The sequence below is a fragment of the Kitasatospora sp. NPDC057940 genome (assembly GCF_042887425.1).
In the GTDB taxonomy this organism is placed as follows: domain Bacteria; phylum Actinomycetota; class Actinomycetes; order Streptomycetales; family Streptomycetaceae; genus Kitasatospora.
Genome location: NZ_JBHVPH010000004.1, coordinates 292,426 through 308,027 on the forward strand (window position 1 = coordinate 292,426; position 15,602 = coordinate 308,027).

General features: G+C 72.8%; 21 protein-coding genes. 7 read left to right on the top strand and 14 right to left on the bottom strand.

The window, feature by feature from the left end:
* Window positions 1–129: 129 nt before the first annotated feature.
* The 11 genes from ACFVTF_RS09620 to hisI all read right to left on the bottom strand — a co-directional run bounded on the left by ACFVTF_RS09620 (window position 130) and on the right by hisI (window position 8,175).
* Window positions 130–378, bottom strand: a complete 249-nt coding sequence (locus tag ACFVTF_RS09620) for a hypothetical protein (RefSeq protein ID WP_387811368.1) — start codon at window positions 376–378, stop codon at window positions 130–132.
* Window positions 379–592: 214 nt separating this feature from the next.
* The gene (gene trpA, locus ACFVTF_RS09625) at window positions 593–1,402 is read right to left on the bottom strand and encodes a tryptophan synthase subunit alpha (protein WP_363582796.1); all 810 of its coding nucleotides are present in this window, start codon (window positions 1,400–1,402) and stop codon (window positions 593–595) included.
* A 2-nt stretch (window positions 1,403–1,404) separates the two neighbouring features.
* The gene (gene trpB / locus ACFVTF_RS09630; RefSeq protein WP_371516593.1) at window positions 1,405–2,676 is read right to left on the bottom strand and encodes a tryptophan synthase subunit beta; all 1,272 of its coding nucleotides are present in this window, start codon (window positions 2,674–2,676) and stop codon (window positions 1,405–1,407) included.
* 47 nt (window positions 2,677–2,723) lie between these two features.
* The gene (gene trpM / locus ACFVTF_RS09635) at window positions 2,724–2,873 is read right to left on the bottom strand and encodes a tryptophan biosynthesis modulator TrpM (RefSeq protein ID WP_167745855.1); all 150 of its coding nucleotides are present in this window, start codon (window positions 2,871–2,873) and stop codon (window positions 2,724–2,726) included.
* A 9-nt stretch (window positions 2,874–2,882) separates the two neighbouring features.
* Window positions 2,883–3,689: an indole-3-glycerol phosphate synthase TrpC gene (trpC, locus tag ACFVTF_RS09640; protein ID WP_371516594.1), complete on the bottom strand. Its 807-nt coding sequence runs from the start codon at window positions 3,687–3,689 to the stop codon at window positions 2,883–2,885.
* A 347-nt stretch (window positions 3,690–4,036) separates the two neighbouring features.
* Window positions 4,037–4,480, bottom strand: a complete 444-nt coding sequence (locus ACFVTF_RS09645) for a DUF2752 domain-containing protein (protein ID WP_371516595.1) — start codon at window positions 4,478–4,480, stop codon at window positions 4,037–4,039.
* Between the two features lie 129 nt (window positions 4,481–4,609).
* A complete protein-coding gene (locus ACFVTF_RS09650; RefSeq protein WP_350885707.1) occupies window positions 4,610–4,864 on the bottom strand; it encodes an HGxxPAAW family protein in 255 nt (84 codons plus the stop codon).
* Window positions 4,865–5,067: 203 nt separating this feature from the next.
* A complete protein-coding gene (locus tag ACFVTF_RS09655; RefSeq protein WP_371516596.1) occupies window positions 5,068–5,670 on the bottom strand; it encodes a TIGR02234 family membrane protein in 603 nt (200 codons plus the stop codon).
* On the bottom strand, window positions 5,667–6,167 hold the full coding sequence (locus ACFVTF_RS09660) for a Uma2 family endonuclease (protein WP_387811374.1): 501 nt from the start codon (window positions 6,165–6,167) through the stop codon (window positions 5,667–5,669). Before ACFVTF_RS09660 ends, ACFVTF_RS09655 begins: the two co-directional genes overlap by 4 nt.
* Before the next feature lie 64 nt (window positions 6,168–6,231).
* A complete protein-coding gene (locus ACFVTF_RS09665) occupies window positions 6,232–7,755 on the bottom strand; it encodes an anthranilate synthase component I (RefSeq protein ID WP_363582808.1) in 1,524 nt (507 codons plus the stop codon).
* 48 nt (window positions 7,756–7,803) lie between these two features.
* Complete coding sequence (gene hisI, locus ACFVTF_RS09670; RefSeq protein ID WP_063347172.1) at window positions 7,804–8,175, bottom strand: phosphoribosyl-AMP cyclohydrolase; 372 nt, start codon at window positions 8,173–8,175, stop codon at window positions 7,804–7,806.
* Window positions 8,176–8,378: 203 nt separating this feature from the next.
* Here hisI and ACFVTF_RS09675 point away from each other — a divergent pair, with 203 nt between their 5' ends.
* The 3 genes from ACFVTF_RS09675 to ACFVTF_RS09685 all read left to right on the top strand — a co-directional run bounded on the left by ACFVTF_RS09675 (window position 8,379) and on the right by ACFVTF_RS09685 (window position 10,478).
* Window positions 8,379–8,948, top strand: coding sequence for a hypothetical protein (locus tag ACFVTF_RS09675; protein ID WP_387811378.1), 570 nt, complete (start codon window positions 8,379–8,381; stop codon window positions 8,946–8,948).
* Between the two features lie 30 nt (window positions 8,949–8,978).
* Entirely contained in the window at window positions 8,979–9,623 is a 645-nt protein-coding gene (locus ACFVTF_RS09680; protein ID WP_387811380.1) for a TIGR03085 family metal-binding protein, read from the top strand.
* 321 nt (window positions 9,624–9,944) lie between these two features.
* Window positions 9,945–10,478 carry an NUDIX domain-containing protein gene (locus ACFVTF_RS09685; protein ID WP_387811383.1) on the top strand — a complete coding sequence of 178 codons (534 nt, stop codon included), beginning with the start codon at window positions 9,945–9,947 and terminating at the stop codon, window positions 10,476–10,478.
* A 113-nt stretch (window positions 10,479–10,591) separates the two neighbouring features.
* Here ACFVTF_RS09685 and ACFVTF_RS09690 read toward each other — a convergent pair whose 3' ends face one another.
* Entirely contained in the window at window positions 10,592–11,527 is a 936-nt protein-coding gene (locus tag ACFVTF_RS09690) for a hypothetical protein (protein ID WP_387811386.1), read from the bottom strand.
* Between the two features lie 173 nt (window positions 11,528–11,700).
* Between ACFVTF_RS09690 and ACFVTF_RS09695 the strand changes: the two genes are divergently transcribed.
* The 4 genes from ACFVTF_RS09695 to ACFVTF_RS09710 all read left to right on the top strand — a co-directional run bounded on the left by ACFVTF_RS09695 (window position 11,701) and on the right by ACFVTF_RS09710 (window position 14,336).
* Window positions 11,701–12,411 (top strand): ATP-binding protein, encoded by a 711-nt coding sequence (locus tag ACFVTF_RS09695; protein WP_387811389.1) that lies wholly within the window; start codon window positions 11,701–11,703, stop codon window positions 12,409–12,411.
* On the top strand, window positions 12,408–12,542 hold the full coding sequence (locus ACFVTF_RS09700; RefSeq protein ID WP_363618922.1) for a hypothetical protein: 135 nt from the start codon (window positions 12,408–12,410) through the stop codon (window positions 12,540–12,542). Before ACFVTF_RS09695 ends, ACFVTF_RS09700 begins: the two co-directional genes overlap by 4 nt.
* Window positions 12,543–12,611: 69 nt before the next feature.
* The gene (locus ACFVTF_RS09705; protein ID WP_387811392.1) at window positions 12,612–13,421 is read left to right on the top strand and encodes an aminoglycoside phosphotransferase; all 810 of its coding nucleotides are present in this window, start codon (window positions 12,612–12,614) and stop codon (window positions 13,419–13,421) included.
* A 132-nt stretch (window positions 13,422–13,553) separates the two neighbouring features.
* Complete coding sequence (locus ACFVTF_RS09710) at window positions 13,554–14,336, top strand: VOC family protein (protein ID WP_387811395.1); 783 nt, start codon at window positions 13,554–13,556, stop codon at window positions 14,334–14,336.
* Window positions 14,337–14,411: 75 nt separating this feature from the next.
* Here ACFVTF_RS09710 and hisF read toward each other — a convergent pair whose 3' ends face one another.
* The gene (hisF, locus tag ACFVTF_RS09715) at window positions 14,412–15,182 is read right to left on the bottom strand and encodes an imidazole glycerol phosphate synthase subunit HisF (RefSeq protein WP_063347178.1); all 771 of its coding nucleotides are present in this window, start codon (window positions 15,180–15,182) and stop codon (window positions 14,412–14,414) included.
* The gene (locus tag ACFVTF_RS09720) at window positions 15,179–15,592 is read right to left on the bottom strand and encodes a RidA family protein (RefSeq protein ID WP_387811398.1); all 414 of its coding nucleotides are present in this window, start codon (window positions 15,590–15,592) and stop codon (window positions 15,179–15,181) included. The genes hisF and ACFVTF_RS09720 overlap by 4 nt, the downstream gene beginning before the upstream one ends.
* Between the last annotated feature and the right edge of the window lie 10 nt (window positions 15,593–15,602).

Sequence of the window (15,602 nt, forward strand, 5' to 3'; positions counted from 1 at the left end):
GGGATGAAGGACGGTTCCTCCATATTCAGGAATTAAGCCGGATGGGTGACGTCTGGTGATGGTGTGTCCGAATCCGGCGAACGTCCGTTCAGGGGCGGCCGGCCGTGGTCGACCAGGTCGGCGCGGCCCTCAGGAGCGGCAGCCGGGCGGCCGGCCGGGGTCGAACAGGTCGGCGCGGCCGTCGTGGTGCGGGTGGGCGGCCCGCTCGGCGGCGTCCCAGCGGGCCGCCTCGGCGCAGGCGTACGCGTCCCGCACGGCCCGCTCGGCACCGCGCTTGGCCAGCGCCTGCCCCACCTCGGTGTGCGCTCCGACGGCGGCGCCGAGCGCCACCGCGGCGGCGGCCGCCCGCAGCAGAACGGCCCGATGGAGACCCGGCACCGGCTCACTCCTTCGCTCGCTCGGCAACCCCCGTGCACCTCGTTCGTGCACTCGTCCCTCCACTCAACGCCGGTCAACCCCGGCTGATGCGTGTGCCCGTCGCTGTTCACCCGTTCGGGGCCGCGCGAGCGCCGCCGCCCGGCGAGCCGGGCGCACGCGAGCGCGACGGCCCGCCGCCTCCGAGGAGGCGGCGGGCCGTCAGGTGGTACGGGGGTCAGCGCCGGCGGACGCCCGCCGCCAGCTCGCCGGCCAGGGCGCGCACCGCGTCCAGCGCGGCCGCCTCGTCGTCGCCGGCCTCCAGGATCCGCTTCACGAACGCGGAGCCCACGATCACGCCGTCGGCGAAGCCCGCCACCTCGGCGGCCTGCTCGGGGGTGGAGACGCCGAGGCCGACGCAGACCGGCAGGTCGGTGGTGGCCCGGGTGCGGGCGACCAGGTCCTCGGCGAGCGAGCCGACCTGGGCGCGGGTCCCGGTCACGCCCATCACGGCGGCCGCGTAGACGAAGCCGCTGCCGGCCGCGGTGACCTCGGCCAGGCGCGGGTCCTTGCTGCTGGGGGCGACCACGAACACGGTGTCGAGCCCGTGCTCGTCCGCCGCCTTGCGCCACTCCTCGGACTCCTCGACCGGCAGGTCCGGCAGGATGCAGCCGGCGCCGCCCGCGGCGGCGAGGTCGGCGGCGAAGCGCGCGGTGCCGTAGCGGTCGACCGGGTTCCAGTACGTCATCACCAGCACCGCCGCCTCGGGGTGCGCGGTGGCGACCTCCTGGACGGTGCGCAGCACGTCCTTGATCCGCACGCCGCCGCGCAGCGCGATGTCGTCGGCGGTCTGGATGACGGCGCCGTCCAGGACCGGGTCGGAGTGCGGGAGGCCGACCTCGACGATGTCGCAGCCGCCCTCGATCAGCGCGTTGATCGCCCGGATGCCGCCGTCGACGGTCGGGAAGCCGCCCGGCAGGTAGCCGATCAGCGCGGCGCGGTCCTCGGCCTTGGCGGCCGCCAGGATGCCACTGAGCTTCGATGCCATGGTCACTTACCCCCGTGGGCCGCGTCGTGGGCCGAACCGGCGGCCGGCTCGTCGTACAGGCCGAAGTACTCGGCCGCGGTGTGCATGTCCTTGTCGCCGCGCCCGGAGAGCGAGACCAGGATGGTGGCCTCGGGCCCGAGCTCGCGGCCCAGCTCCAGGGCGCCGGCCAGCGCGTGGGCGCTCTCGATGGCCGGGATGATGCCCTCGGTGCGGGACAGCAGCCGCAGCGCCTGCATGGCGGCGTCGTCGGTGACGGGGCGGTACTCGGCCCGTCCGGTGTCCTTCAGCCAGGCGTGCTCCGGGCCGACGCCCGGGTAGTCGAGGCCGGCGGAGATGGAGTGCGACTCGATGGTCTGGCCGTCCTCGTCCTGGAGGACGTAGGTGCGCGAGCCGTGCAGCACGCCGGGGTCGCCCTTGGTGAGGGTGGCGGCGTGCTTGGGGGTGTCGGCGCCCTCGCCGGCGGCCTCGCAGCCGATCAGGCGCACGCCGGCGTCGGGGATGAACTCGTGGAAGATGCCCATCGCGTTGGAGCCGCCGCCGACGCAGGCGACGACGGCGTCGGGCAGCCGCCCGGTGCGGTCGAGCACCTGCTGGCGGGCCTCGACGCCGATGACCCGGTGGAAGTCGCGGACCATCATCGGGAAGGGGTGCGGGCCGGCCACGGTGCCGAACAGGTAGTGGGTGGAGTCCACGTTGGCGACCCAGTCGCGGAACGCCTCGTTGATGGCGTCCTTGAGGGTGCGGCTGCCGGAGGTGACGGACACCACCTCGGCGCCGAGCATCCGCATCCGGGCGACGTTCAGCGCCTGGCGCTGGGTGTCGACCTCGCCCATGTAGATGGTGCAGTCGAAGCCGAACAGGGCGCAGGCGGTGGCGGTGGCCACGCCGTGCTGGCCGGCGCCGGTCTCGGCGATGATCCGGGTCTTGCCCATCCGCCGGGTGAGCAGGGCCTGGCCCAGCACGTTGTTGATCTTGTGCGAGCCGGTGTGGTTGAGGTCCTCGCGCTTGAGCAGGACGCGCGCGCCGCCCGCCTCGGCGGAGAAGCGGTGCACGTCGGTCAGCGGGCTCGGGCGGCCGGTGTAGTCCTTGAGCAGGCCGTCGAGTTCGGCGGCGAAGGCCGGGTCGGCCTTGGCCTTCTCGTACTCCTCGGCGACCTGCTCGACGGCGGCGACCAGCGCCTCGGGGATGAAGCGGCCGCCGTAGGCACCGAAGTAGCCTCGGGCGTCCGGCACCTGGGCGCCGGGCAGGTAGTCCTTCGCGGACTTGTCGGACATGGTGGAGTCCTTCGGGAGATGACGACAGGGACGTCTCGTGGCTGGGCTCAGCCGGATGTCCGTCGCCATCGGCGGCCCGGCACCTGCCCGGGCTCGCAGCCGATCACGTAGCGCACCCGCCGCCCCAGCACCCGGCGTGCGGGCGCGCGGCAGCCGCGCGGGCGGCAACCGGGGGCGAGGCGGGTGGCGATCTTCATGTCGGCGGGTCAGTCCTTGTGCCGGACGGCGGGGTGGGCGCCGGCCGCGACCAGGTCGGCGACCGCGGCGCGCGGGTCCTTGCCGGTCACCAGGGACTCGCCGACCAGGACGGCGTCGGCGCCCAGGTTGGCGTAGGAGATCACGTCCAGCGGGCCGCGCACGCCGGACTCGGCGATCTTGACGACGTTGTCCGGGATGGCGTGGACGACGTTGCCGAAGGTGTTGCGGTCCACCTCAAGGGTCTTGAGGTTGCGGGCGTTGACGCCGATGATCCGCGCCCCGGCGTCCACCGCGCGCTTGATCTCCTCCTCGTCGTGCACCTCGACCAGCGGGGTGAGGCCGATCGACTCGGCCCGCTCGATCAGCGACACCAGGGCCGACTGGTCGAGGGCGGCGACGATCAGCAGCGCGAGGTCGGCGCCGTGCGCGCGGGCCTCCCACAGCTGGTAGGCGGTGACGATGAAGTCCTTGCGCAGCAGCGGGGTGTCCACCGCCGCGCGGACGGCGTCCAGGTCGGCCAGCGAGCCGCCGAAGCGGCGCTGCTCGGTGAGCACGCTGATCGCGGCGGCGCCGCCGGCCGCGTAGTCGCTCGCCAGGGCCGCCGGGTCGGCGATCGCGGCCAGCGCGCCCTTGGACGGGCTGGAGCGCTTCACCTCGCAGATCACCCGGACCCCGTCGCCCTTGAGCGCGACGACGCCGTCCTTGGCCTCGGGGGCCTTGGCGGCGAGTTCCTTCAGCTGGTCCAGGGAGACCCGGGCCTGTCGTTCGGCGAGGTCCTCACGGACCCCCTCGATGATCGTGTCGAGCACACTCATGCGCACACCTCGCTTCGCTCAGCAGGCGCTGCGCGCAACACGCACCTGTCAATGGTTCGCTCGCTCACGCGAAGTGCCCCCAACATTTCTGTTCGTTCGCCGGCGACGAGCCGTCCGGGCGGTGGCCCGGCGGCACTTCGATGGTATCGGCACCCGGGGGCGCGGGGCGCATCCGCCCGGTGTGCGTCTCGCGTGCCGGACGCCCCCCTGAGCGGCTCCCAACTGCGGTTTCACCGGTTCTCCGGCGGCGCCCGGACGCGGGTTGCGGACCAAGTGGACCGATGTACGGGCCCCGGTGTGGACCGGTGCGTGAGCCTGCGCGGGTCGCTACCCGTCGGCGTGGGCGATCAAACCAGCAGGGGCGCCAGCCCCGCCCCGACGGGCAGGTTGCGCACCACCGTGAACACCAGCAGCAGCAGGAGGATCAGCACCCAGCGCCGGGCCCCGAGCGGGGGCCTGGGCCGCGGCCCGGCGCCGGTCAGCGCGGCCCAGGCCCAGCGCAGCCACAGCAGCGCCAGGACGCCGAACAGCAGGACGGCCGCGGCGTTGTCGTGCAGCGCGCCGGTGAAGTCCCCGTGGGCCAGCCCGTGGACGCAGCGCAGCCCCCCGCAGCCGGGGCACCACCAGCCGGTGGCGGCCAGGAAGGGGCAGTCGGGGTAGTGCCCGGGGGTGTTCGGGTCCACCGCGGCGACGTAGACGGTGGGGACGGCCACCGCCGCCAGCGCGGCCAGCGGCGGGCCGAGCCGGCGCAGGACGGGCGGCAGGGCGGAGGTGGTGGAGGCGGAGGTCACGCCCCGATTCTGCCCGGGCCGGGCCCGGACAGAACGAAACGGCGGGCGTGGCGCGCCCGCCGTTCGGTACTGCTACGAGTGGGTACTGCTGCGAGTCGTATCCACTGCTCTACTGCGAGGAGTTCGTCGTCAGGCGGCGACGGCGGCCCGGGCCGCGCGCTGCTCCTCGTGCGAGGTGTACACGTTGGCGCTCGGCTGCTTGCCCATGCCCGCCATCGACATGGCCTTGCCGACCACGCCGCCGGCCAGGATGACCGCAATGCCGGCCCAGACCAGCATCACCGACGGGAGGATCATCGCGACCCCCGCGATCCCGAAACCGATGAACGTGATGGTCACGCCGGTCCAGGCGGCGGTGGTGTGACCGTGTGCTGCTGCTGCCATCTGAGTGGTGCTCCTAGCCTCTCGGGGCCCGGCCGGGCCTGCGGGGCCGCCGGCGGGTTGACGGGTTCCATTGTGCCGGGCCACACACCGGCGGCCCAAAGCGGGTGGCGGGTCTATCGCGTCACACCGGCGCCGGGGCCCGCCGAGGCCTGCTGGGGCCCGCTGTGGCCCGGCGGCTCAGGACCGGTGCCCAGGCCCCGCGCTCAGACCGTGGTCGGGTCCTCGCCCCGGTCCAGCGCCTTCCACAGGTCGGCCGGGGTGTCGCTCTTCGCCGGGGCCTTGCGGGTGGGCGCCTCGTAGCGGCTGCCCATGGCCGGCCAGCTCCGGCCGTAGCGGAGGGTGAGCAGCCCGGCGACGGCCAGCAGCAGCCCGCCGGCCAGCGCCACCCAGGGCCAGCCGGTGTGGCCGACCTCGGTGGCCGCCGAGCCGGACAGCGCCAGCTTGCGGGCCGCCTCGGCGTCCAGCGCGGCGGTGTCCCCGGCGCCCGCGGCCGACGCGGCGGCCGCGCCGAGGCCCGCCAGCAGGGTCAGCGCGCCGACCGCGAGCCGGCCCGCGCCGCGCACCGCGAACACCGCGACGGCCGCCGCGAGCCCCACCAGGGCCAGCCCGCCCGGGAGTTCGGAGATCGCGCCGCCGGAGACGGACACCGCCAGGGTGCCGGCGCGGCCCTCGGCCCAGACCCGGCCGACGGCGGTCAGCACCAGCACGGCGCTCAGCACGGTCAGCAGGAGCATCACGCCGAGCGTCCGGCGGCCCGACGCGGGGGCCGGCGGGGCGGGTACGGGGGTCTGGTCAGGTGCGCTCACCCGTCCACTATCCCCCGCCCGGCGTCCGGCCCCGCACCCGGGGTGGGCGGCCCGGCCGGGAACTCGTCCGTCCGCAGCACCAGCGTCCGCCCGGCGAGCGGCAGGAACAGGTCGTTGCCGAACGGCACCCGCTCCGCCTCCCGGTACCCGCCGTCGGCGGACGGGGCGGTGTGCACGGTGCAGGCCGCCGCCGCCGGGTCGACCACCACGTACAGCGGGATCCCGCTGCGCGCGTACGCCAGCGCCGCCTCGGCGAGGTGCGGCCGGGCCACCTCCAGGACGGCCTCGACGTCGCCCCCGGCGTACCGGCCCCGGCCGTCGGGCTCCGCCCCCGGGGCGGTCACCGTCAGGTCGGGGACCAGGTCGGGGGCCCCGGCCGGGGTGTCGGTCACGGCGCCGGCCAGCACCCGGCCGTGCCCGCCCAGCTGGTCCTCGATCTGGGCGGCCGCGTCGAGCACGACCACCCGCCGCAGTTCGTCGGGCGACACCTCGGACATCCCGGCCGCCTCCCTCGACGACTCACGGCTGACAGCTCACGGCTGCCGACTCACGACCGGCGACTCACGACAGTTCCGGCGTCCGCAGCGTATTGGCGGTGGCGACGGCCCGCAGCACGGCCGCCGCCTTGTTGCGGCACTCGGTGTCCTCCCCGTGCGGGTCCGAGTCCGCGACCACGCCCGCGCCGGCCTGCACGAAGGCGGTGCCGTCGCGCAGCACGGCGGTGCGGATCGCGATCGCGGTGTCGGAGTCCCCGGCGAAGTCCAGGTAGCCGACGCAGCCGCCGTACAGGCCGCGGCGGGTGGGCTCCAGCTCCTCGATGATCCGCATCGCGCGGGGCTTGGGCGCGCCGGACAGGGTGCCGGCCGGGAAGCAGGCGGTCAGCACGTCGAAGGCGGTCCGCCCGGGCGCCACCCGGCCGGTGACGGTGGAGACGATGTGCATCACGTGGCTGTAGCGCTCGATGTGCATGAAGTCGACCACCTCCACGCTGCCCGGCTCGCAGACCCGGCCCAGGTCGTTGCGGCCCAGGTCGACCAGCATCAGGTGCTCGGCCCGCTCCTTGGGGTCGGCGAGCAGTTCGGCGGCCAGCGCCGCGTCCTCGTGCGGGGTGGCGCCGCGGTGCCTCGTTCCGGCGATCGGGTGCACCATCGCCTCGCCGCCGGTCACCTTGACCAGCGCCTCCGGGCTGGAGCCGACCACGTCGAAGCCGCCCTCCGCGGTGCCGTCCGGCCCCGGGAAGCGGAACAGGTACATGTACGGGCTGGGGTTGGTGGTGCGCAGCACGCGGTAGACGTCCAGCGCCGAGGCCGGGCAGGGCGCCTCGAAGCGCTGCGAGGGGACGACCTGGAAGGCCTCGCCGGCCCGGATCCGCTCCTTGACCACCTCCACCGCCGCCCGGTACGGCGCGCCGCCGAACGGGGAGCGGGCCTCGCCCGGCCCGGCCGGGGTGAAGGTGGCCAGGCCCGGGTCGACCGGCTTGAGCAGGTCGGCCTCCATGGCGTCCAGCCGGGCCACCGCGTCCGCGTAGGCCTCGTCCACGCCGCTGGCGAGGTCGTTGTGGTTGACGGCGTTGGCGATCAGCAGCACCGTGCCGTCGACGTGGTCGAGCACGGCGAGGTCGGTGGCGAGCAGCATGGTCAGCTCGGGCAGCCGCAGGTCGTCCGGGTTGAGGTCGGGCAGCTTCTCCAGCCGGCGGACGACGTCGTAGCCCAGGTAGCCGACCAGGCCGCCGGTGAGCGGCGGCAGGCCGTCGTCGTCGCGGCGCGGGGTGTGCAGCGCCTCCAGCGCGGCGCGCAGCACCTGCAAGGGGTCGCCGCCGGTCGGGATGCCGACCGGCGGGGTGCCCAGCCAGCGGGCCTCGCCGTCCTCCCCGACGGTGAGGACGGCGGCGCTGCGGACGCCGACGAAGGAGTAGCGCGACCAGCTGCGGCCCTGCTCGGCGGACTCCAGCAGGAAGGTGCCGGGCCGTTCCTCGGCGAGGCTGCGGTACAGGCCGATCGGGGTGAGACCGTCCGCGAGGAGCCTGCGGGTGACCGGGATGACCCGGGTGTCGACGGCGAGCTTGCGGAAGGCTTCGAGATCCATGGCGAGCGGCACCTTCTGGAGTTCCGGTAGGAGGAGCAGGAGGAGGGGTCAGGCGAGCGGGAGCACGTCGGCGTCGAAGCAGGTGCGGTCGCCGGTGTGGCAGGCGGCACCGGTCTGGTCGACCTTCACCAGCAGGGTGTCGCCGTCGCAGTCCAGCGCCACCGACTTGACCGCCTGGGCGTGGCCGGAGGTGTCGCCCTTCACCCAGTACTCGCGGCGGCTGCGGCTCCAGTAGGTGCAGCGGCCGGTGGTGAGCGTGCGGTGCAGCGCCTCGTCGTCCATCCAGCCCAGCATCAGCACCTCGCCGGTGTCGTACTGCTGCGCGATCGCCGGGAGCAGGCCGTCCTCGGTGCGCTTGAGGCGCGCGGCGATCTCGGGGGCCAGGGCGGTGGTGCCGGGGGTGGCGGGTGTGGTGGACATGGGGCCATTGTTGCAGTCCGGTCCGCCGCCCCGGATGCGCCCTGCGCCCCCGTGCCGCGTGCCCCTGCGCGGTGCGCTCACAGCCGCCGGGCCGGATCCGCGCCGCCGGGAGCCCGCCCCGCCCCACCCCGAACATCGCCGTAAAGGGGTGATTTCGGCCAACCGCCTGCCGGGCGGGCCCCGCGTGGGCCATCCTCATGGCCATGACCTCCGAGCAGCAGCCGCCCGCAGCCGCCGACTCCCACCCGTCCCGGGGCCTGGTCCTCGCCGTCGTGGCCGTCCTGGCCGTGCTGCTCGCGGTGGTGGCCACCGTCCTGCTCTGGCCGCAGGAGCGCAAGCCCGCCGCCGCACCGCCCCCGCCCACCCCCACGGCCACCCCGACGCCCACCCCCACGCCGACACCCACCCCGACCAAGACCCCGCCGTACGCCTTCTTCCCGGTCGGCGCCTGCTTCGACCACCCCCAGCTCAGCCCGGTGATCACCAAGGCCGAGGAGCGCCCCTGCACCGGCGAGCACGACGGCCAGGTGATCGCCGACCTGAAACTGGCCGACGGCCTGACCGGCGAGATCCCGATCGCGCTCGCCATGCGCGAGGGCTGCAAGGAGGCCGAGGCCGCCGCCAAGGCCCGCCAGACCGACGGGAAGACGTACTACGGCCGCCAGTTCGGCCCCGCCCAGGCCAACTACCAGCAGGGCTGGCGGGACTACACCTGCACCCTGACGGCCTCCAACAAGCAGGGCGGCCCCAAGCTCACCGGCAACCTGCACTGACCGCGGTCCGTCACACCCTAAGGTGACGCCATGTCGAACCACGCCCTCGCCGAGCGCCACCGTCTCGCCGAACTCCTGGCCGCCGCCGGGCCGGACGCCCCCACCCTCTGCGCCGGGTGGACCACCCGCGACCTCGCCGCCCACCTGGTGATCCGGGAGCGCCGCGCCGACGCGGCGGCCGGCATCCGGGTCGGCGCCCTCGCCGACTGGACCCACCGGGTGCAGTCGGCGTACGCCGAGCGCCCGTACGAGGAGCTGCTGAAGCTCTTCCGCTCCGGCCCGCCGGTGTTCTCCCTGTTCGCCCTGCCCGGCGCCGACGAGGCCGCGAACACCGTCGAGTACTACGTGCACGCCGAGGACGTCCTGCGGGCCGCCGACGACTGGACACCCTCCCCGGTGCCCGCCGGCCGCGCCGAAGCCCTGTGGCGCCGACTGCCGCTCCTGGCCCGCCTCGAAGCCGGCCGCCGCTCCCCCGTCCGCCTGACCCTGCGCCGCCCCGACGGCCAGTCCCTCACCGTCGGCCCCGCCGGCTCCCCCACCGTCCAACTCACCGGCGAACCCGGCGACCTGGTCCTCTTCACCTACGGCCGCGGCACCCACACCACCCTCACCGCAGACGGCTCCCCCGACGCCCTCGAAGCCCTCCGCCACGTCCTCCCCCTGCCCGCGCGGTAGGGCCGACCTCGCATAGCAAAAAGAGGACTTTAGATAGAAAAGAGAAAAAATGATGCGCCGCCCCTCCTGCACCAGGAGGGGCGGCGCATCATGAACAAAGAGCAGATCCGGTCAACAGCGGCGCCCCCTTGGCAGGCCAAGGGGGCGCCGCAACGAAAGCATCAACCGACCCCAGCAGAGAGCACCCTTCGAGCACGTGCATTCTCGATCAACGCCCGCACAGAAGTGGGGCTGATCGAGACCGAGCACCCGACGAGCCAGGACCCACACCATCCACCCGGCTTCTGAGATGCTGTGGGTCCACCGAGAGGGGCCGCAGCGATGCAGTGGAAGATCCACGGGGAACGTCCGATCTACGAGAACCCCTGGGTGAACCTGTGGCTCGCAGACGTCGAGCAGCCGGACGGGCACAGGTGGGAACACCACGTGGTCAAACTGCGACACCTCGCGGTGGCCGCCGTCGTGAACAGCGAGAAGCAGGTCCTCATGATGTGGCGGCACCGCTTCATCACCGACACCTGGGCCTGGGAACTCCCGATGGGGCTGATCGAGCCCGACGAGACCCCTGCGGAGGCGGCGGCCCGGGAGGCACTGGAGGAGACCGGTTGGAAGGTCGGTGAGGTCAAACCGCTGATCTACGCCCAGCCGGCGAACGGCATCACGGACTCCGAGCACTTCGTCCTCCGAGCCGATGCGGTCGAGTACACGGGACCGCCCACCGAACGCAATGAGTCCGACCGGATCGAGTGGATTCCCCTGTCCGCGCTGCGCGGCATGGTCGACCGCCGCGAGATCGTCAGCAGCGGCACGCTCGTGGGCGTGCTCTACCTTCTGCTGGACGAGGCCGGTCTCTGAATCACCTGGCCATGCCGGTGATCCGGTCGACCAGATCCACGACCGAGGCGCTTCTGCGGTAGGGCCCAAGGAGCCAACGGAACTCCTGGAGGTGGGCAACCACTCGGGGAGACTCAACAACCGCCGTGAGGTCGAGGGCCTTTGTGGCAGTGGCGCAAGCCAACTCGACCTCTCGTCGTTGGAGTTGGGTCCGCGCGAGCCAGAAGGTGTGGAACGCGCGCCCTCTGAGGTTCGTCGTTGACTCGCTCCGCAGCGCTTCGGCGATGAGGGGTTCTGATCGCTCCCTGCGCGTTGTCCTGGTAGGTCGCCTGAAGGCTGAGACATGCGAGCACGTTGGCGATGAACAGGCGATCGTCGGCCTCTCTGGCGAACCGGAGCGATTCGGTGAAGTAACCCTGCGCCGTGCTGTACTGCCGCGCGTCGAAGTACGTCCAGGCGGCAAGGCGGGCGAGTTCGGCCGCGATGCCATGAAGACTCCGCCGACAGTTCGGGTCAGCTGTATTCCTTATCGCGCCTGCAACATACCTGAGTTGACCGATCACAGCGGGCCGGAGCGCCCCGCCGCCGCGTTGGTCGTCCCGCCGCCAATAGTCCTCGATGGACGCCTGGAGGGAGCGGAGGACAGTGGGCGTGACCCTGGTTCCGGCTGCGATGGCGAGGATGTCATCCACATTGCCGCTCGTTGGCGAACCCTCGGCCTGCCACGAAACGCGAACAGGACCAGCCGACACTGCCGCGCCTTCGTGAGGCGCGGCAGGCTGTTCCCAACAACGGTCTGCCAGCCCGAGCATGCGGCCGGGAATCCTTAAGCCGTCCGCGATGCGCTCGATGACGGACATGTTGGTGATCTTCGGCCGCCCCTTCATCACCTCTCCCACCCTGCTTGGCGTCAGCTCACACGCCCGGGCGATGCGCGAAGGATGGAATCCCCCTTTGCGCTTGGCGAGTTGGAAGATCCGGGCGAAGTCCCGCCCCCTGCAAGCCGCCACCATCTCGGGGTCCGCGAGCAGTCGGCTGGACAGCCCAGGTGACTCTGTGGACTCGCTCACGACCAGCCACCCCCGACACCAGAAGGATCATCGCTCAGCGTAGCGCGAGATAACTGACCGCAAGTTTACCCATCGTGGGTACACACGCCGGCCTTACCTGAGAGCTGCCGTCTCGGGATTCTGGGAGTCGTCCGGACAGATGCCCGGAGCACCCGACTGAGACGGTCCCGCCGATGAACTACACCGACACCGCCACAATCCCGACCCTGCGCTCCTGGGACGTCGAACCGGATCCGGAGGCCGTCCGACCGGCGCGTCAACTGATTCGGCACGGCGCCGAATCCTGGCGCGTGCCGTTGTCGGACACCGCGTTGCGGGACGTGGAGTTGTGCGCCGACGAGTTGCTGGCCAACGCCATCGAGCACGTGAGGAAGCGCTGCCGCGTGACGGTCCGGTGGACCGGCGTCCGCCTCCGGGTCGAGGTCACGGACAGGAGTCCGCAGCCGCCGGTGAGGAGCGCGGCGGACGACATGGCCACCGGCGGCCGCGGCCTGCTCCTGGTGGAGGCGTTGACCCACTCCTGGGGCTGGTACCCGGCGGAGGAGGGCAAGGTGGTCTGGTTCGAGGCGGCGCCCGACCAACTCGCGACGGGGGGCTCGCGGCTCGCCGTACCAGCCAGCGCGACTCGTGTTCACGCCCGGGCGGGAGTCGCGATGACCGCTACTCCCCCCTCCTCCCGGCACGAGATCCGCCTGATCGACTCCCGAAGCCCCCATTTCTTCCTGCTGGAGTGCTGGGGGATCTACGACCGCGAACAGCACGAGTACCTGCGCGTTCCGGGTTCCTCGGACCGGATCAGGCGCTTCTACACCAAGTCGGCCGCCGAGTCCCAGCTGCGCCACTCAGGCACCCTGACGTTCGAGGAGGAGAAGTGCTCAGCATGACCGCTGTCATGGTCGAGATCACCACCACCCGGCGCGAGGACGACGACGAGACGCTGGGGTTCATCGACGACATGGAGGACTTCGGCGCGGACGCCCTCCCCGGGTGCAACGACGACAACCCGTACCGGTAGGACGCAACCCCGGAGGCCGACGGCTGCGGTGCCGTCGGCCTCCGGGCTGACTCTGGGAGCCTGTGAGCCGTGACCACCACCCGCCTCCGCTGGGCAGACCTGCCCGACTCCGTACGCCGGGCCGTCGCCGCCCGCCTCGGGACGCCGGTCCTTGCCGCGCAGACCGTCTCGGCCGGTTTCAACTCGGAGATCGCCGCCAAGCTCAGCACCGCCAGGGGCGCCGTCTTCGTCAAGGGGATGCAGCTGAGTCACCCACGCGTGTGGACGCAGCGACGTGAGAGGGAGGTCAACCCCTACGTGGAGGGCCTCGCCCCCACCGTCCTCTGGCACCTGGACGTCGATGGCTGGAGCCTTGTCGCGTTCGAGCACGTCGAAGCCCGCCGCGCCGACTACGGCGAAGCCGGGGACCTGGAGCTGGTGGTCGACGCCCTCAGCCGGCTCGGCCGCACCCCGTGTCCCCCGATCGAGCTGCGCCGTGCCGAGCAGCGATGGGCCGCCTACGTGGACGACCCCGAGGTGCTGTCCCGCTTCGCCGGCGGCTGCCTGCTGCACACGGACCTGAACAACGAGAACGTCCTGATCCGCGAGGACCATGCACTCCTCGTCGACTGGGCGTGGGCCACCCGGGGAGCGCCCTGGATCGACCCGGCTCTCTGGGTGGTCTGGTTGATCGCTGCGGGCGGCCACGGCCCGGCTGCGGCGGAAGCGTGGGCCGCCAGGGTACCGGCCTGGCGGGCTGGCGACCCGACCGTGGTGGACGTCTTCGCGCGGGCTCAGGCCCGGATGTGGGCCGAGATCGCCGGAGACGATCCGGACCCGTGGACCGATGGGCTGAACCGGGCGGCTCAGCAGTGGGCCCGGTTCCGGGGGTGTGGCTGAGGGCTCCGGCCGGGCGGCCCCGGCTGCGGATGTCAGTGGTCGGGTGCAGACTCGCAGAGGGTCGGGGAGGGTGCGTGCGCGCGCCCGACGGAGCCGGCCTGGTCACGTCTTCCGTCGAAGGGGCACCACCTCATGCTCACCACCGACTTTCCGGCCGGCGCGCCCTGCTGGATCGACCTCGGCAGCCCGGACATCCCCGCCACGGCCGAGTTCTACGGCAAGGTCTTCGGCTGGACGTTCCAGTCCGGCGGCCCGGAGGCGGGCGGCTACGGCTTCTTCCAGCTGGGCGGCAGGACGGTCGGCGCCGTCGGCCCGCTCGACGAGGGTGACCAGCCGACCTGGACGACGTACTTCCGCACGGCCGACGTGAACGCCACCGCGCAGGCCGCCGAGCAGGCGGGCGGTTCGGTCCTGGTCCCGCCGATGGACGTCATGGGCGAGGGGTGGTTCGCCCAGTTCGCCGACCCGCAGGGGGCCAGGTTCGCGGTCTGGCAGCCGGGTACGACCACCGGCCTGGACGTGGTGTCGGAGGACGGCGCGCTGGTCTGGTCCGAGTTGCACACTTCGGACCAGAGCGCCGGGTTCGGCTTCTACCAGGCGCTGTTCGGCTGGCGGGTGGAGAAGTTCGAGCCGGCTCCGGGCATGGACTACCAGGTGATCTCGACCTCCGAGGGCGACCAGCAGGACACGGCCTTCGGCGGCATCGCCCCGACGATGCAGCCGGGCCAGCCCTCCGCCTGGACGCCGTACTTCGCCGCCGACGACGTGGACGCGGTGATCGCGAAGGCGACGGCGGCCGGCGGCTCGGTGCTGATGCCCGCCGAGAGCGTGCCGAACGTCGGCCGGCTGGCCTGGCTGGCGGATCCGCACGGCACGCCGTTCGCGCTGATCAAGGGCGAGCCGCGGGAAGCGTGAGACAGCAGGCCTGAGAACGCGGAAGGGCCCGCCGTTCCGAAGCCGGAGCGGCGGGCCCTCAAGCCGTACGGACGGTCACCGCACCGGGTGCCCGGCCTCCCGCAGCGCGTCCTTGACCTGCCCGATCCGCAGGTCCCCGAAGTGGAAGACGCTCGCGGCGAGCACCGCGTCCGCTCCCGCCTCGACGGCCGGCGCGAAGTCGGCCAGCTTGCCGGCGCCGCCGGAGGCGATGACGGGCACGGAGACGGTCTTGCGGACGGCCCGGATCATCTCCAGGTCGTACCCGTCCTTGGTGCCGTCGGCGTCCATCGAGTTGAGCAGGATCTCGCCGGCGCCGAGTTCGGCCGCGCGACCGGCCCATTCGACGGCGTCGAGGCCGGTGCCCTTGCGCCCGCCGTGGGTGGTGACCTCGTACCCGGACGCGGTCTCGGTGCCGGGGGGGCAGCGCCGGGCGTCCACGGACAGCACCAGGACCTGCCGCCCGAACCGCTGGGCGATCTCGCGGACCAGTTCCGGCCGGGCGATGGCGGCGGTGTTGACGCCGACCTTGTCGGCGCCGGCCCGCAGCAGCTTGTCGACGTCCTCGACGGCGCGGATGCCGCCGCCGACGGTGAGCGGGATGAAGACCTGTTCGGCGGTGCGGCGGACCACGTCGTAGGTGGTTTCCCGGTCGCCGGAGGAGGCGGTGATGTCGAGGAAGGTCAACTCGTCGGCGCCCTCGGCGTCGTAGAGCTTGGCCATCTCGACCGGGTCGCCGGCGTCGCGCAGGTTCTGGAAGTTGACGCCCTTGACCACCCGCCCGGCGTCGACGTCCAGGCAGGGGATGACACGTACGGCGAGGGTCACGGCTGTTTGCCTTCCAGGGTCTTTGCCAGCCCGGATCGATAGGCGTCGAGCTCGATCTCGACCATCATCCGGGAGTCGATCAGCCCGTCGACCACCACCATGGTGGCCACCGGGCGGGCGGCGTCGAAGAGTTGGTGGTGGGCGCGGCCCACCTCGTCGGCGTCGCGGACGTGGGTGATGTACATCCGGGTGCGGACCACGTCGTCCGCCGTCAGACCGTACGCGGCAAGGGCGTTGAGCCCGACGCCGAACGCGGCGAGGGTCTGCCGGAAGGGGTCTCCCTCGTGCTCGATCCGGCCGTCCACCCAGGCGGTGGAGCCGGCCACGTGCACGTGGTCCCCCGCGGCGACCGCCCGCGAGTAGCCGAACTGGTCCTCCCAGGGGGAGGATCCGCCGACCCTGCCACGCACGATCCGACGT

Coding starts and splice junctions, on each gene's coding strand:
- trpC (WP_371516594.1), bottom strand. CDS start 3,689: ATGAGTGTGCTCGACACGATCATCGAGGGGGTCCGTGAGGACCTCGCC.
- trpB (WP_371516593.1), bottom strand. CDS start 2,676: ATGTCCGACAAGTCCGCGAAGGACTACCTGCCCGGCGCCCAGGTGCCG.
- ACFVTF_RS09650 (WP_350885707.1), bottom strand. CDS start 4,864: ATGGCAGCAGCAGCACACGGTCACACCACCGCCGCCTGGACCGGCGTG.
- ACFVTF_RS09675 (WP_387811378.1), top strand. CDS start 8,379: ATGACCTCCGAGCAGCAGCCGCCCGCAGCCGCCGACTCCCACCCGTCC.
- trpA (WP_363582796.1), bottom strand. CDS start 1,402: ATGGCATCGAAGCTCAGTGGCATCCTGGCGGCCGCCAAGGCCGAGGAC.
- ACFVTF_RS09695 (WP_387811389.1), top strand. CDS start 11,701: ATGAACTACACCGACACCGCCACAATCCCGACCCTGCGCTCCTGGGAC.
- ACFVTF_RS09680 (WP_387811380.1), top strand. CDS start 8,979: ATGTCGAACCACGCCCTCGCCGAGCGCCACCGTCTCGCCGAACTCCTG.
- ACFVTF_RS09710 (WP_387811395.1), top strand. CDS start 13,554: ATGCTCACCACCGACTTTCCGGCCGGCGCGCCCTGCTGGATCGACCTC.
- ACFVTF_RS09685 (WP_387811383.1), top strand. CDS start 9,945: ATGCAGTGGAAGATCCACGGGGAACGTCCGATCTACGAGAACCCCTGG.
- ACFVTF_RS09700 (WP_363618922.1), top strand. CDS start 12,408: ATGACCGCTGTCATGGTCGAGATCACCACCACCCGGCGCGAGGACGAC.
- hisI (WP_063347172.1), bottom strand. CDS start 8,175: ATGTCCACCACACCCGCCACCCCCGGCACCACCGCCCTGGCCCCCGAG.
- ACFVTF_RS09660 (WP_387811374.1), bottom strand. CDS start 6,167: ATGTCCGAGGTGTCGCCCGACGAACTGCGGCGGGTGGTCGTGCTCGAC.
- ACFVTF_RS09665 (WP_363582808.1), bottom strand. CDS start 7,755: ATGGATCTCGAAGCCTTCCGCAAGCTCGCCGTCGACACCCGGGTCATC.
- trpM (WP_167745855.1), bottom strand. CDS start 2,873: ATGAAGATCGCCACCCGCCTCGCCCCCGGTTGCCGCCCGCGCGGCTGC.